The sequence below is a fragment of the Propionispira raffinosivorans DSM 20765 genome, assembly GCF_000381065.1.
GTDB lineage: Bacteria > Bacillota > Negativicutes > Selenomonadales > Selenomonadaceae > Propionispira > Propionispira raffinosivorans.
In genome coordinates, this window is sequence record NZ_KB905852.1 from 16,505 (window position 1) to 31,806 (window position 15,302).

At 37.3% G+C, this 15,302-nt stretch carries 10 protein-coding genes; 8 read left to right on the top strand and 2 right to left on the bottom strand.

Going from position 1 to position 15,302, the window contains the following annotated elements; genetic code table 11:
• Positions 1–37: 37 nt before the first annotated feature.
• The gene (locus F606_RS0111515) at positions 38–2,068 is read right to left on the bottom strand and encodes a sigma-54 interaction domain-containing protein (RefSeq protein ID WP_019554044.1); all 2,031 of its coding nucleotides are present in this window, start codon (positions 2,066–2,068) and stop codon (positions 38–40) included.
• Between the two features lie 297 nt (positions 2,069–2,365).
• Between F606_RS0111515 and F606_RS0111520 the strand changes: the two genes are divergently transcribed.
• From F606_RS0111520 to F606_RS0111545, 6 genes are all read left to right on the top strand, one after another.
• Positions 2,366–3,037 (top strand): nucleoside recognition domain-containing protein, encoded by a 672-nt coding sequence (locus F606_RS0111520; RefSeq protein ID WP_019554045.1) that lies wholly within the window; start codon positions 2,366–2,368, stop codon positions 3,035–3,037.
• Entirely contained in the window at positions 3,024–3,509 is a 486-nt protein-coding gene (locus tag F606_RS0111525) for a YjiG family protein (protein ID WP_019554046.1), read from the top strand. The genes F606_RS0111520 and F606_RS0111525 overlap by 14 nt, the downstream gene beginning before the upstream one ends.
• 34 nt (positions 3,510–3,543) lie before the next feature.
• A complete protein-coding gene (gene iadA / locus F606_RS0111530; protein WP_019554047.1) occupies positions 3,544–4,731 on the top strand; it encodes a beta-aspartyl-peptidase in 1,188 nt (395 codons plus the stop codon).
• Positions 4,732–4,903: 172 nt separating this feature from the next.
• Positions 4,904–5,167, top strand: a complete 264-nt coding sequence (locus F606_RS0111535; protein ID WP_019554048.1) for a hypothetical protein — start codon at positions 4,904–4,906, stop codon at positions 5,165–5,167.
• Between the two features lie 238 nt (positions 5,168–5,405).
• Complete coding sequence (locus F606_RS0111540) at positions 5,406–7,388, top strand: methyl-accepting chemotaxis protein (RefSeq protein WP_019554049.1); 1,983 nt, start codon at positions 5,406–5,408, stop codon at positions 7,386–7,388.
• A 219-nt stretch (positions 7,389–7,607) separates the two neighbouring features.
• On the top strand, positions 7,608–9,215 hold the full coding sequence (locus F606_RS0111545; protein ID WP_019554050.1) for a spermidine synthase: 1,608 nt from the start codon (positions 7,608–7,610) through the stop codon (positions 9,213–9,215).
• A gap of 92 nt (positions 9,216–9,307) precedes the next feature.
• On the opposite strand, the gene F606_RS22725 is transcribed toward F606_RS0111545, so the two are convergent.
• A complete protein-coding gene (locus F606_RS22725; RefSeq protein ID WP_019554051.1) occupies positions 9,308–10,414 on the bottom strand; it encodes a mechanosensitive ion channel family protein in 1,107 nt (368 codons plus the stop codon).
• Positions 10,415–10,677: 263 nt separating this feature from the next.
• On the opposite strand from F606_RS22725, the gene F606_RS0111555 reads away from it, so the two are divergent.
• Together F606_RS0111555 and F606_RS0111560 are read left to right on the top strand one after the other, a co-directional pair.
• Entirely contained in the window at positions 10,678–14,334 is a 3,657-nt protein-coding gene (locus F606_RS0111555; protein WP_019554052.1) for a dynamin family protein, read from the top strand.
• A 290-nt stretch (positions 14,335–14,624) separates the two neighbouring features.
• Positions 14,625–15,221: a nitroreductase family protein gene (locus F606_RS0111560; RefSeq protein WP_019554053.1), complete on the top strand. Its 597-nt coding sequence runs from the start codon at positions 14,625–14,627 to the stop codon at positions 15,219–15,221.
• Positions 15,222–15,302 lie beyond the last annotated feature (81 nt).

Genomic DNA, 15,302 nt, shown 5'->3' on the forward strand with positions numbered 1-15,302 from the left:
TAATTTAAAGGAAAATTTATGGAGGTTTTGATGAAACTCATATTTTATCGAAAGAATCGGGAGCATGATATTGTTTATTTTCATACAGAGGGTTTATTTTTAAACCACTTCGTCCTTTTTGTGAAATAATCCAAGTTTCTGTTGCCAATTCTTCTAATAAAATACGTACTTGATTTTCTGGAATGATTAAATTTTGTGCTAATGAGCGACGACCGATTGAACGGTTTTCCTGATTAGCTTGTTTTATTTCTTGGCATATAGATGTTTTTAGCTGATTTTTATTTTTTGCTGCCGAAGGTTTAAAATTGCAACTGTTTTGGAGTTCTTCTGGCAAGTCAGTAAAGTGCGGTGGTTTGTTTTGACAAATATTCAGCAGATATTCTACGATGTTTTGTAGTTCACGAATATTTCCCGGCCAGTTGTATTTCAAAAGATAAGGAGCTATATATTGAAAGTACATAGTAGCTTGATTAGTATCTTTGTTATGGGTATAGTTTTGATAAAAAACTTTGCATAATAAAAGAATGTCATCCACACGCTCTCGAAGGGGTGGGATTTTAATGGGCAGTACATTTAGTCGATAATACAGATCCTGACGAAATAATCCTTTTTTTATTAATGGCTTTAAATCTTGATTGGTGGCGACAATCACTCTAACATCAATCGGGATTAGATTTGAACTGCCAACGCGTCGAACTTGCTGTTCTTGTAAAACGCGCAATAATTTTACTTGGAAAGGAAGCGGTGCATCACCTATTTCGTCGAGAAAAATAGTTCCTTTATGAGCAGTTTCGAATAAACCAGAAGAACCACCTTTGTTAGCACCTGTAAAAGCTCCCTCAGTATAACCGAACAGTTCTGATTCAAGTAGATTTTCGGTGAGTGCAGCAAAATTTACGGCAATAAATGGGCCGGCATGGCGAGGTGAAGCATTGTGTATGCTTTGAGCAATCAGTTCTTTACCAGTACCGCTTTCACCTTGAATTAAGATTGTTGAGTCAGAATGTGACATTTTTTTGGCGATTTCTAGTGTTTGCCGAATTTTTTTACTTTGACCGACAATTTGCGTAAATGTATAGCGGGCAACATTGTGCTCTTGGAGCAATTTACGCCGGACCGATTCTTCTAATCTTCTTATTTCGGATACATCTTTAAATGTATAAACTTTGCTATTATCATTTGTTTCAGGATACAGTGTGGAAACGTTTACGAGGAGATGATGTCCATTTATTTTTAGCAAAGCTTCTTGTGAATTCATTTTTTCTTGGAAAATTTGTAGAATATTTGGATTGGTTATTTTATCGATAGGTGAGTGTAATGCATTCTGTGCTTGAACGTGAAGCAGCTTTTCCGCGATTGGATTAAATACGGAAATTTGTCTCATTTCATCTGTCGCGATAATACCATCATGAACGGTATTTAGAATCGTTTCGAGTTGGGTTTTCATTTTATTGCTTTCATAAATCATTTGGTTTCCATTTTTTATTAGTTGAAGTATATCTTGCATGTAATTTGCGGAGAGAAACTCTGCATATAAATCCAATAAACGCAATTGAAGTAGCAATTCAACTAGTGTTGTGATGTCAATTAGACGGGCTTTTATATCAATGATTTCGTCGACAAAATCAGGAACTCGTTCTTTTTCACCGGGTGTTACTGCGATTTTTAATCTTGGATAACTTATTAGTCCCTGTGCAAACGGGTAATAGTTAATATGGTCAATACCCAGCGTTTGCAGGAGTGCAATGGTTTGATTGGCACTTGCTAATGAGTCATTAACTAATAGGACGTCAGTTCCAGCCGATATTTGAAAAAGTTTATTTACTTCATGATAGTTAATGGATCTTCTAGCAATTAAAATCGGACATGTTTTATTTACATACGGTTTAGTTCTTCGATAAGCAAGCTGACTCGCAAATAAAATAAGATCGGCTTTTATATTGTGAGGCAGGCTTCCTTCGGCATAATAATGACTAACATTTACTTGATTACCTAAAAGTCGGTGTAATTGTTCGCGACAGGCAAGGGCTGTGTTTTTTCCAATAGCAATAACAACTAAACTTTTCATGTAGACGGTGGATACCTCCTGCTGCAAATTAACTTTAAGGGATTTAAAAGGGAAATAAAAGGGGTTATATATATCATTTACCTTATTGTAAAGAAATCCTGCTTTTATGATTCATGGAAAGGGTATAAGTATTAAAGTATAGTAAGCTGAATATTTGTAAATATAGGTAATACGCCTAAAACGCCTTTATTTTATCATAAGTTTAAAGTTTTTTAAATATTTTAAAACTTGGCACATAATTTGCTGTATATGTAGCTGTAAATTATTTTTTTATAAACTGGGGAGGTCAATTAACAGATGAAAAAAGAAAATGAAGGAGAACTAAAGGTACCGTGGATTGGATATGTGGCATTCTTTTTTGCTGTTTTAGTGTTTTCAGGAATATTTTCATCATATGACGGATGGTTACGTGTTTTTGATTTTAATGTATTAAATGGATCTTTTGGGAAAATTGAAGGCGTCGAAAAAGTTTTTACGTTTCGTGGTGCTGGGGGAACTGGTGCGCGCGATGGTTTTTTATTTGCCTTGGAATTAATTCCAGCCGTTATTTTAGCATTAGGTCTTGTTAATGTGGTAGATGGTTTGGGTGGATTAAAAGCAGCACAAAAAATAATGTCACCTATTTTGCGTCCATTACTTGGTATTCCAGGGGTTGCTGCCTTAGCAAATATTGCAAATATGCAAAGTACCGATGCGGCGGCAGGCATGGTTAAAGAATTGGTAGATTTAGGTGAAATTACGGATGAAGAACGTTCGGTGATTATTGCATATCAGACTAGTGCGAGTGCATTTATTACAAACTATTTTTCTTCGGGACCAGCAGTATTTTCGTTTATGCTAGTGCCGATTATTGTGCCAATATTGGTTATGTTACTGTTTAAAGTAATTGGTGCGAATTTACTGCGATTATATTTTAAATTTGTTTTAAGAAATAGATTGAGTGGAGGTGCTAAAAATGGCAACGAATGATGATGTGACAGTAGAAAAGAAAAATATTCTTGATTTATTTATTGAAGGAGCTCAGCGTGGTTTTACGATTGGAACTACGAGTCTTTTACCAAACGTAGTGATGGCATTTGTCATTATTCGAGTGCTGGACGTCACGGGTCTTTTGAAATTAATTGGTATTGTTTTTGCTCCGATTATGGCACTTTGGGGACTTCCGGGCGAAGCTGCAACTGTCATTATAACGTCACTTATGAGTATGGGCGGGGCGATTGGTGTAGCGGTAGGCCTTTATACAGGAGCGAATCTTGATGCAACACAGGTTACAATGCTTGTTCCGGCAATTTATTTAATGGGGAATCCTGTACAGAATATTGGACGCTGCTTAGGAATTGCTAATGTGAATACAAAACATTATGCGGCTATATTAGGGATTTGTGTAATTAATGCATTACTGTCTATATGGTTTATGAGATTTATTTTAATGTTTTTTTGAAAATGTTTTTATTAAAAAATAAAGGGGCGAGAATATGATACAATCTAAAATTTTTTTCACGTTATTGCGGAATGTGAAGATAGTTGCACCAAATGATTTAGGCTGTCAAAATATTTTAATTGCTGGTGATAAGGTCGCCGCGATTGGAAGAAATCTAACAATACCACAAGGTTATTGTGTTGAAGAAATTGATTTGTCAGGTCATACATTAATGCCAGGTTTTATTGATAGTCATGTTCACATGATTGGTGGAGGTGGAGAAGGTGGTTATGCTACGCGCACACCAGAAATTGTACTGTCTAAAGTAACTACTGCGGGTGTGACTACATTGGTAGGGTGCCTTGGTACAGATGGAGTAACACGGCATGTAGAGAGCTTACTGGCAAAAGCTCGTGGCTTAGAAGCAGAAGGTCTTTCCACTTATATTTATACTGGTGCATATGAAATTCCCACACCAACCATTACGGGCAGTGTGCGAAAAGATATTATCATCATTGATAAGATTATTGGTGCAGGTGAACTGGCGATGGCAGATCATCGTTCGGCGCAGCCAACCAAAGATGAGTATCAAAAAATTGCTGCAGAAGCTAGAGTCGGCGGTATGCTAAGTGCTAAAGCTGGAATTATTGATATGCATATGGGGGATGGAAAAGATGGCATGAAGTTGCTATTTGAAATAACAGCCAATGGTGAAATTCCAAAATCACAATTTTTACCGACTCATGTTAATCGGAATAAAGAGTTATTTGCACAAAGCATTGAATGGGCAAAACAAGGAGGCATGATGGATATCACATCCGGTGTGAGTCCAGCAAGTGGTTCAGTGAAAGCCATTAAGCCAAGCCAAGCTGTGAAAAAAGCACTGGATGCGGGTGTTCCCTTAAGTCAAATTACGATGAGTTCCGATGGAAATGGCAGTATGCCAATATTTGATCAACAGGGCAATACAATCGGGGTTGGGGTTGCTAGTCAATTTTCAATGCTAGAAGAATTCAGGGATATGGTTCAACTAGAAGGTATTGAAATCAGTGATGCAGTTCAAATTATTACCACAAATGTAGCTAAGATTTTAAAAATATGGCCGCAAAAAGGCAGTATCCAAGTAGGCAGTGATGCTGATTTTACAATTATTGATGATGAATTTGTTTTGCAGCATGTTTGGGCCAAAGGACAACATATGGTTAATGCTGGGAAAGCTGTTGTTTTGGGAACGTTTGAGTAGAAAAAACATAAAATATATTTAAGTAAATGTCAAAGGCATCCATCTAGTGTTCCTTTTAACTGCACAGTTTAAAAGCAATGCTGAAATATTTAGCTGAGTCATTTAAGGGGCAATAAGGAATTTGCAAAATAAAGGAACGAGTCCGTAAAGATCCATCTAAGGAGGCTATGCAATGAATGTTTGGATTGTATTAATACCACTAGTAATAATAGCAGCATCTTATTTTGAGATTTACAGATTGAAACATATTACGGTTGCATATAAAGATGATTTTGGATGTGTTCGTGGTTATGCTTTTGATTATGCTTATCCGCTGCAAGAGAAGTGGATGAATATTTCGGAATTTGAAAAATATGTAGCAGCGAAAAAAAAATTACCCGAGGTCAAGATTGAACGAATAAAAGTAAAAACGGAATGGAAAGTGCGCAGAGTATAAATGACTCGAGTACATAAAATTTTTGTTATTACCACTTTGTTAGCTTGTTAAATTTTTGTTAAGATATTGGAAACTTTAACAAGCATTTGAGTTTGTCATGGACAAAAGTCCCGCGATGCGGTAAAATATTGAACAAGCAGAAGTAAAAGATTTTGTTGGTCAATGATGACTATGGGATACAATTGTACTCCATAGTCTTTTTTTTTACACTGCATTATTTACGGGTGGAGGGCTATATATGAATCTGAAAAAAAAACTAATGCTTATCTTTTCGTTCTTGATGGCAACGTTGCTGGTGCTTATTTCCTGCTCAGCCTATTTTTATACGGAGAAGATGTTGAAAAATGAAATAGAGAAAGGTGCGAAAGCGATCGTAGATGCTTCGACGAAGGATCTTGATGGATGGCTTTATGGAAAAGCCGCTGTTGTAAAGACTAAGGCAATGACTATTCAGTCATTAGCTGGTGACGGCATGGTTACACTGCCAATGCTTTTGGGATTTGATCAGGCGGATAAAGAAATCAGTGATTTATATTTTGGACAAAATTCAGACGGTAAAATAATCGATGGTAAACTTTGGATACCACCAGCAGATTTCGATTCACGTACGCGTTCTTGGTATAAAGATGCAATTGCGGGAAATGGGTTGACTTTTGGTGAGCCGTATTTAGATGGTGTTACAAAAAAAATGGCACTTCCAGTGGGGATACCAATGAAAACGTCGACGGGAGAGATTCGCGGCGTTTTGTCAGCCGATGTGCTTATGGATACCGTATTTAGTACTATAGCGAAAATTCGTCCTTTTGATGACAGTTTTGCTTTTTTATTAAATAAATCAGGCACGATTCTAGCTTATTCAGAAGAATCGGTACAAAATAAAAATATCAAAGATGTCGAGGCTCTCAAACCAATTTATGAGGTCTTAAAGGGAACGGAAAATCAGGATAAGGGAATTTCGTCTTATAAAATGAATGGTAAAGACTATTTATTAGTTTTTGAAAAAGTACCATCCACGCAGTGGCTCTTGGGAATCAATATTCCGATTTCTGTGGCGTATGCGCCACTGGCTACTTTGCGTTGGATCTTTATTTTCGGTACATTACTAGCACTTATTATCGTGGTATTGGCAACGTGGATCATCGCTAAGCGCATGGCGCAGCCGTTGGAACTTTTGACACAGTATGTAGAGAAAATTGCAGAAGGTGATTTTACGCAGAAAGTTGATATTACAGGTGAAGATGAAATTGCAGTACTTGCAGCAGGGTTTAATAAAATGCGGGATGCTTTGAGGGCTTTGATTCGTAAAGTTGCCGATCAATCGGAGCACATGGCAGCTGCCAGTGAAGAGCTAACCGCAAGTGCACATCAGACTGCGCAGGCAGCAACCCAGGTTGCCGGGTCGATTACCAATGTAGCTGAGGGCGCGCATAAGCAGATGAAATCTGTAGAAGAAGCGTCTATCGTAGCAGTTGAGATGAAAAATAATGTAGAAGTGATTGCAGCGGATAGTGGTAAAGCTGTAGCCGAAGCAAGGCAGGCCGCGGAACATGCAGAGCGTGGCAGTAGTGATGTTGACATCATGGTAAGTAATATGCAGGATATAGAACAGTCGGTACAATCATCCGCTGCAGTTATCGGTAAACTGGGGGCACAGTCGCAAAAGATTGGTCAGATTACAGAAACGATTTCCAGCATTGCTTCACAAACAAATTTACTGGCACTTAACGCAGCGATTGAGGCAGCCCGTGCTGGTGAACAGGGACGAGGCTTTGCTGTAGTAGCAGAGGAAGTTAGAAAACTGGCAGAAGAAGTTAAAAAAGCAGCGCAAAAGATTTCTGAAGAAATTATCACAGTACAGAGTGATACCGAAGCAGCTGTCTCTGCGATGGCGGAAGGCAACCAAAAGGTGAAGGCTGGCGTTGAAAGCGTTCATATGGTCGGTGGTAGTCTCAAATCAATTGTCCAGCTTGTGCATCAAAGTAGTGATGGGATGGAAGGAATTCAGCTGGCACTCAAGAAAATCGTTGATGGCAGTCAACGTATTGATTCTTCTGTGAAGAATATCGATGCTATCAGCAGAGTATCTACGGATGAATCGCAGATGGTGTCCGCGGCGGCTGAGGAGCAGCTCGCATCTATGGACGAAATTTCATCTGCGAGCCAAAGCCTGGCGCAGATGGCGCAGGAATTGCAAGCGGCGATTTCCGTCTTTAAGATTTAATTGTAAATGCATAAAAAGCTGAACCTCGGTGTTTTGAGGTTCAGCTTTTTATCGATGTGCACCTATTTCTAATAGAAAACAGGTTTTTTGCGTGTGTGGGTGAAAGTAAGTGAATTTTGCTTATAGAAGGAAGCTGTAATTGGTTATGCTTTGGTATATACTTATTAAAGTAATCAGGAAACTTAAATACATTTTAATTTTTATTAAAGGAGCAAACAAATGGAATCACGGAGTATTTTAACGAATAAATATTACCTATATGTGACCGAGTTTTTTGCAGGAATGTCAGTTATGGCGGTTGAACTTGCGGCAAGCAGACTTTTAGCCCCGTACTTTAGTTCTTCACAGATTGTCTGGACGATTATTATTGGAACGATTATGATTGCGATGGCTTTGGGGAATATTTGGGGTGGCAGAAGTGCCGATAAGAATCCTAATCCAGACGTATTATATATGCGGCTGATTATTGCCGCACTTTGGATTGCCGCAATACCTTTGTTGGGTAAATATGTTATTTTAGTTGTATCAGCATCACTGGTTTTGACTATAAACAGTAATTTTTTAGTTTTGGCAGCCTTTTTATCTTGTATGCTTATTTTTGTCTTTCCACTTTTTTTATTGGGGACCGTTACGCCTTCGCTTGTGAAATATACAGTAGATAGTTTGGCTGATAGTGGGAAGATTGTGGGTACGCTTGTAGCGGTAAATACCATTGGCAGTATTCTTGGTACATTTTTACCGACCTTCGTTACGATTCCAGCCGTTGGGACATCTATTACGTTCTTATTGTTTTCAGGAATTTTACTATTGCTCGGGTTGATCTACTTTATCCAGAAAAAAACGCAAAAAGTAAAATGCATTATCAGTGTTTTTTTATTTATTCTTTGCAGCATATTTGGTTCTTCTGATCGTTTCGCATTTTGGGAAAATAATCTCTTATATGAAGGCGAATCGATTTACAATTATCTTCAGGTCAAAGAAACCAATGATAGTGTAATCCTTTCGACAAATGTTCTGTTCGGTGTTCAATCTATCATGAAAAAAGATGATAGTTTGACCGGAATGTATTATGATTATGCACTGGCAGCACCGGTCATGTCCGGTCTTAATGCCAAAGAAAATGCAAAAATTCTAGTGCTTGGTATGGGAACGGGAACGTATGCAAAACAATGTCAAAAATATTTTAGTAATACGTCCATTGAAGGCGTAGAAATCGATCAGAAAATCACGAATTTAGCAAGTGAATATTTTAAACTTCCCAATACTATAAAGGTGACTACCTATGATGGACGAGCCTATTTGAATGCAACGGATGGAAAATATGATGTAATTATGGTGGATGCCTATCAGGATATAACGATACCTTTTCAGATGTCTTCATTAGAGTTTTTTACGCTGGTCAAGAAGCACTTAACCAAAGATGGTATTATGGTCGTAAATATGAATATGCATACTGAAAAAGAGGGGAATATTAATCAGTATTTATCAGATACCATTGCAAATGTTTTTGACAAGGTTTATACAGTGAATGTGGCAAGAGGAACGAATCGGGAATTGTTTGCTACGCAAAATAAGGATATTGCTGAAACTTTTGCCCAAAATACGATGCAGCTAAAAGATAGTGCGTTAAAAAACTTGATGCATAATATTGAGAGGGATATGAAGCTTTATCAAAAAGGTGACTATCTTTTGACCGATGACAAGGCTCCAGTGGAACTTTTGGGAATGCGGGTAATTGATGAATTAATCCAGACCGAACTAAGTTATTATAAAGAAATATTTAAAACAGACGGGGTAAATGGAGTATTGAAAAATGTATTATTTTGAAACAATGTAGAACTCTCTTAAAATTTTTAGTTGAATTAAATAATATTAATTTTTATGTTTGTCTAAGAATTAGCAAATTCTACAGACCGCTTTTATTTTGACTTAGATACTACCGGAGGCGTTATTGTTTCCAATTTTTCGTTTGGATTTGGTATAGAATCGGAAACTTTTCCTTTTGTAAACGAAAGAATAATGTTTTCTTTTTCGTAACGAGTATAAAGCCTTTTAATAAATTCATGTCGGACGAGGGCTTGATCAGTGAAAGTTTTTACTCGTAAAATTGCATAGAAATTAATACTGGATTCACCAAAACTGATGTAGCGTACATAAGGCTCAAAATTAGTAACGCCACCGTCCGTTTCTTGGAGAATTTCATGGGCAACAGCAATTGTAACTTTTTCTACGTAGGCTAAATTACTTCCGTAACTAACGCCAAGCGGAATCGTGATGGAACATTCAGCAAATGGTTGTGCATAATTTGTGAGTGTAGAAGATGCGATTTTTTGATTGGGGACGACTACCATATTTTCAGAAGGTGTCTTTATAGTCGTATTGCGCCAGTTTAAATCGATGACCTGTCCTTCTTCACCGGTAGCTAATCTAACGAAGTCTCCTATTTTAATTTGTTTAGAAACCAGCATATTAATACCGGACAATAGATTTGTTAAAGTGTCCTGCAGTGCCAAAGCAGTAGCTAAACCGCCAATACCTAAGGCTGTAAGGAGCGGAGAAATTGAAACCCCAAAATCTTCAAGTAAAATTAAAAAACCGATACTGTATACGATCAGATCAATTGCTGTAGGCAATATAGAAGTAGCGCCGAAGCTATTTGATGTTCTACCTATTTTTTGTTTAAAATAGGTAGAACACAGATGGGCGGTAAAGAGTGTTAGCGTCATAACGATAAGCGAGCGGAATAGATGCTGAAGAAAGTCTAATGGTCGAGGTGGAATGTCGAGGATATCCATAGCAAAGTAAAGACCAATAATAATGCCTAATAACGTGGGTATTCCTCTAAATGCATGATGCAGTAGAACGTACGAAATATTGGTCCTTTGTGTAATTATTTTGAGTAGTTTATAGAATGTTTTTTGGATTATGAAAATGCCTATTCCCAAACAGATGAGACTCACAATTAAATGTGTTTCAAAGTTTCCATGGGCGATTCTGTCTTCTAGTTCTATGAGTAGTTCAATCATTATGTTCTCCTTTTAAATTTTTTATAGCATAGGGTCATCTATAATATTTTGGTTGTTATTAATTTATTCATTCTACTACGTAAAGGTACAAGAATGCAAGAATCATAAGATTATTTAGTTCATAACAGTGATGATAAATGCGGTAGTGCATTTTCATTTCATCATACTATGTTTTATATAACGAATAATATAAGATTGCTTATTTATATCCTGATAGTATAAAATATATGTATTATGAAGTTGTTTATAAGGAGAAATGGTTTATGGTTCAAACGACGGAGCGTCAGGTGGAGATTCGATCGTTAAAAGGAAAACTTTTAGCGGCTTATGAATATTTAGTCGAACACAAGGATCAGGAAAATGCGGAAAAAGTTAAGCAATTAGCAGATAAATTAATGAATGAAGAATTTACCATTGCTTTTTGCGGTCATTTTTCGGCAGGAAAATCAAAGATGATCAATCGTGTAGTAGGCGGGAATCTTCTGCCATCGAGTCCGATTCCGACCAGTGCAAATCTTGTAAAAGTCAAAGAGGGTCAAGAGTTTGTAAAGGTCTTTTTTAAAAATGAAAAGCCGCGGTTATATCTTGCTCCTTATGATTATGAAATGGTGAAAAATTATTGTAAGGACGGCGACCAAATTCAGGAAATTGAAATTAGTCATATAAGTTCGAGCCTTCCTGATAAGACTGTTATTATGGATACACCAGGGATTGATTCAGCAGATGATGCACATCGTCTGGCCACAGAATCGGCAATTCATTTGGCGGATCTGATTTTATATGTCATGGACTATAATCATGTGCAATCGGAACTAAATTTTATGTTTACCAAGGCATTGACTGCAGCTGGCAAAGAATTTTATCTTGTCATTAACCAAATTGATAAACATTCTAAACAAGAACTTTCTTTTACTGACTTTAAAAAGAGTGTGGCGGATTCCTTTTTATCATGGGGTGTTAAGCCCGCGCATATTTTTTATACATCATTAAAACAAGACGATCATGAATATAATGAATTTCCCCAACTTCAAGTTTACTTGGCGGAGCGGTTACAGGCAAAAGACAGTTTATTGCTGCAGTCGATAGAGAATTCTTTGCAGAAAATTATCCAGGATTATTTTGTCTCCACGAAGAAAATGGCTGAGCAAAAATTTCAACATTTTCGGGATATCTTACATGAATTATCGCCTGAGGATCAGGCTGCCTTAGAAGATACGTATAGTAGTCTATGTAAAGCGAAACATGAGTCGGAACTTGGGGCTGAGCAGGCGGAAAGCAACTTTGATGCCTCTATCAATAAAATTATGGACAATGCTTACTTGATGCCGTTTGAAACCAGATCTTGTGCGGAATCTTATCTTGCAGCTTGTGATCCTGGATTTAAAGTAGGTTTTTTATTTACAAAACAAAAGACATTAAGCGAAAGACAATTGCGGTTGGAAACTTTCTACAAGGCTATCCTCGAAAAAACAAAGTCGCAGATTGAATGGCATTTGCGTGATTTCTTATTGCAGTTTTTACGCAGTACGCGTGTGGATAATAAAGAGTTATTGGAAAAAATACAGAACTTTCATATTGAGTTTCCGCATGAATTATTAGAAGCTGCTGTGAAGCCGGGCGCACGTCTGTCTGGTGAATATGTTTTAAATTATACAGCGAATGTGGCTCATGCCATTAAGTCGTTTGTGAAAACTGTGTTAAAGGCACTTAAAAACGAAATTTTGCAGGCTGCTGCGGAAAAAAACGTAGATATTCAGGCGAGTCTGCAGGAGAAATCTGTGCACTTAGAGCGTTATATTGCTGCTTTAAAACAGTTGAAAAAACAAGAATCCATTACCAGCTTACTAAAAGACAATCTAGAAAAGTTGCTATGTGAGGAAGCCCCTGATTTATCGGTGGATCGCCTTAATTTATTTGCTTTACGTGAAGTTGAGTTTGAGGTAATTTCTGGAGATACCCTCACCGGGGTAACAGAAAAAAAGGCAATAAATATTGTGCATATGCCAGTCGCGTTGGGGGAAAATAAAATACCGCATAAATCAGTGGATCATATGAAAGCTACTGCGGAAAAGTTGAAGCAGACAGCACAGTTAGTTCAAGACTTGCCAGGGTTTAAAAAGATGGCCAGTGAACTGATGGAAAAAGCAGCAAGACTTGGCCATAAAGGCTTTACGGTTGCATTATTCGGGGCGTTTAGTGCCGGAAAGTCTTCTTTTGCCAATGCTTTAATTGGAGAGAGAGTGTTACCTGTTTCACCAAATCCGATGACAGCGGCGATCAATAAAATTAAGCCAATTCATGGCTCTTATCAGCATGGAACGGTTATCATTCAAGTCAAGACAGCAGATGCTATGCTGGAAGATGTAAATCATGCCTTGAAATTATTTAATTTATCGGCAGAGAGCCTAGCTGATGCATGTAAGCGAATCGAAGAACTGCAGGGGGATTTGACTCAGCAAGGGGCTGCTGAAAAGACAAATTATACATTTTTGAAGGCTGTTAGCAGGGGTTATGCTTTGTTTTATGAACAGCTCGGTACGGTCCTTACAACGACAGTTCATGAATTTAGTGATTATGTTGCGCTGGAAGAAAAATCGTGTTTTGTCGAATGGATTGATCTTTATTATGATTGTCCATTAACGCGTCAGGGCATTACACTCGTAGATACACCGGGGGCAGATTCAATCAACGCACGTCATACGGGTGTTTCCTTTGACTTTATTAAAAATTCGGATGCAATTTTATTTGTAACGTACTATAATCATGCTTTTTCTAAAGCGGATCGTGAATTTTTAATTCAACTTGGGCGGGTAAAAGATTCGTTTCAGTTGGATAAAATGTTTTTTATGATCAATGCCATTGATTTGGCGGAGAATGAGGAAGAAAAGCAAACTGTAGTTGAATATGTTCAGCAGCAGCTTATAAAGTATGGCGTGAGAAATCCCCATTTATATCCTTTATCAAGTATTCAGGCACTTAGGGAAAAACAAGAAAAAAGTACAATTGATGCATCGGGGCTGAGAGCCTTTGAAGATGCTTTTTATCATTTTATTACTAGTGATTTGGCGAATATGGCGGTTGCTGCATCGGAAAACGAACTGTATCGGGTGTCGCGTGTTGTCGAGAAACTCATTGCAAGCACACAAGAAGATGCTGTGATAAAACAGCAAAAGTCTTCTCATATTCAAACTGAAAAAGCGGCAATAACAAAAGTTTTGGTCGGGCAAACAGTGGAAACGTTACAAAATCGTCTGTATCAAGAATGCGACGAATTAATTTATTACATTAAGCAACGAGTATTTTTCCGCTTTGGCGAGTTTTTTAAGGATTCATTTAATCCTACGTTGCTGCGGGATGATGGACGTAATTTAAAAAAAGCCTTGCAAGATGCTTTAGGGGAATTGCTCGAACAAATTGGTTTTGATTTTGCTCAGGAACTGCGAGCAACCACTGTGCGGCTTGACCGTTTTGTGGAAAAAATAACGGTAGAATATCAGCATAGATTGATGGAACGTCTTTTTGAGATTAACACGGATCTATCTTTTTCTTTATTTGAATTTAAAGGTCAAATCAAAATTGACTTTGAAACAGCATTTCAGGATATTCAGGCAGGTTTGTTTGTAAAAGCTTTGGCTTATTTTAGAAATCCAAAATCTTTTTTTGAAAAAAATGACCATACGTTAATGCGTGAAGAGCTAGAAATGGTGCTGAAGCCATTAGCGGATGTTTATTTACAAAAAGAGCAAAAAAGGTTAAAGGATCTTTATGGAAATGCTGTGGATAACGAATGCAGTCAACTAATTCTTCAGATGACCCGGCAGGCGGATGATTTTTATTTGAGTTTACTCTCGGCTTTAGACGGTGGAGTCCAGGCTGAGCGACTTTTTATAGTTCAGCAACGTTTAAATGAACTGCAATAAATAATACACACGTTTGAACGTGTCACTTCGGAAAATCTCTCACTTGAAATTTCAGGTGGGAGGTTTTTATTTATCTTTGTGTAATTTTTAAAATAATAATTACTATCAATTACTTGACAAACTTAAGTAATTGATATAATATAATTACATAAAGTAAGTTACACACTTATTGAAAGCTGTTTGCGTGTGACATAAAATGATATTACAGTCATTTATTTATGATTCAAAATGTGTGTTGTTAAAAATATTTTTAATGAAAATGGATAGGAAAAGAGAGGGGATTTTTTATAATGAGATCATTTAAAGAAGCAGTGGTTAATCGTCGGACAAATTACGCATTGGGAAAACAAATTGAAGTTTCACCCGCACAAATTATTGAGGTTGTAGAAAATATGGTAAAGGAAGTTCCATCTTCTTTTAACATGCAGTCGGGAAGAGTTGTTGTTGCTTTTGGGGATAACCATGATAAAATATGGAATATTACCCACGATACTTTACAGGCAATTGTACCAGCCGAAAATTTTGCAGCTACAGAAGAAAAAATAAAGGGATTTGCAGCCGCTTATGGGACCGTACTCTTTTTTGATGAAACAGAAACTGTCCAAGGTATGCAAAAACAATTTGCTGCTTATGCGGATAATTTCCCGATTTGGGCACAACAAGCCAATGGAATGCTTCAATTTGCTATTTGGACGGCTTTGACGGACTTGGGATTAGGAGCAAATCTGCAGCATTACAATCCTTTAATTGATGATCAGGTAAAAGCAGCATTTGCTATACCAGCAAGCTGGAAGTTAATTGCGCAAATGCCGTTTGGTCAGCCTTTGCAGGCAGTTAAAGCAATTGAAAAATTACCAATCGAACAGCGTGTTAAGATTTTTGCTTGAGTGAACCCTTTTTATGAAAGCAAAACCCCCAGACTTTGATAAGTCTGGGGGTTTTTGTTTTCATAAAAATAATTTTGTAAA

Excerpts from the sequence above, each read along its gene's own strand:
- F606_RS0111540 (WP_019554049.1), top strand. The coding sequence starts at position 5,406 with ATGAATCTGAAAAAAAAACTAATGCTTATCTTTTCGTTCTTGATGGCA.
- F606_RS0111515 (WP_019554044.1), bottom strand. The coding sequence starts at position 2,068 with ATGAAAAGTTTAGTTGTTATTGCTATTGGAAAAAACACAGCCCTTGCC.
- F606_RS0111525 (WP_019554046.1), top strand. The coding sequence starts at position 3,024 with ATGGCAACGAATGATGATGTGACAGTAGAAAAGAAAAATATTCTTGAT.
- F606_RS0111545 (WP_019554050.1), top strand. The coding sequence starts at position 7,608 with ATGGAATCACGGAGTATTTTAACGAATAAATATTACCTATATGTGACC.
- F606_RS0111535 (WP_019554048.1), top strand. The coding sequence starts at position 4,904 with ATGAATGTTTGGATTGTATTAATACCACTAGTAATAATAGCAGCATCT.
- F606_RS0111555 (WP_019554052.1), top strand. The coding sequence starts at position 10,678 with ATGGTTCAAACGACGGAGCGTCAGGTGGAGATTCGATCGTTAAAAGGA.
- F606_RS0111520 (WP_019554045.1), top strand. The coding sequence starts at position 2,366 with ATGAAAAAAGAAAATGAAGGAGAACTAAAGGTACCGTGGATTGGATAT.
- F606_RS22725 (WP_019554051.1), bottom strand. The coding sequence starts at position 10,414 with ATGATTGAACTACTCATAGAACTAGAAGACAGAATCGCCCATGGAAAC.
- iadA (WP_019554047.1), top strand. The coding sequence starts at position 3,544 with ATGATACAATCTAAAATTTTTTTCACGTTATTGCGGAATGTGAAGATA.
- F606_RS0111560 (WP_019554053.1), top strand. The coding sequence starts at position 14,625 with ATGAGATCATTTAAAGAAGCAGTGGTTAATCGTCGGACAAATTACGCA.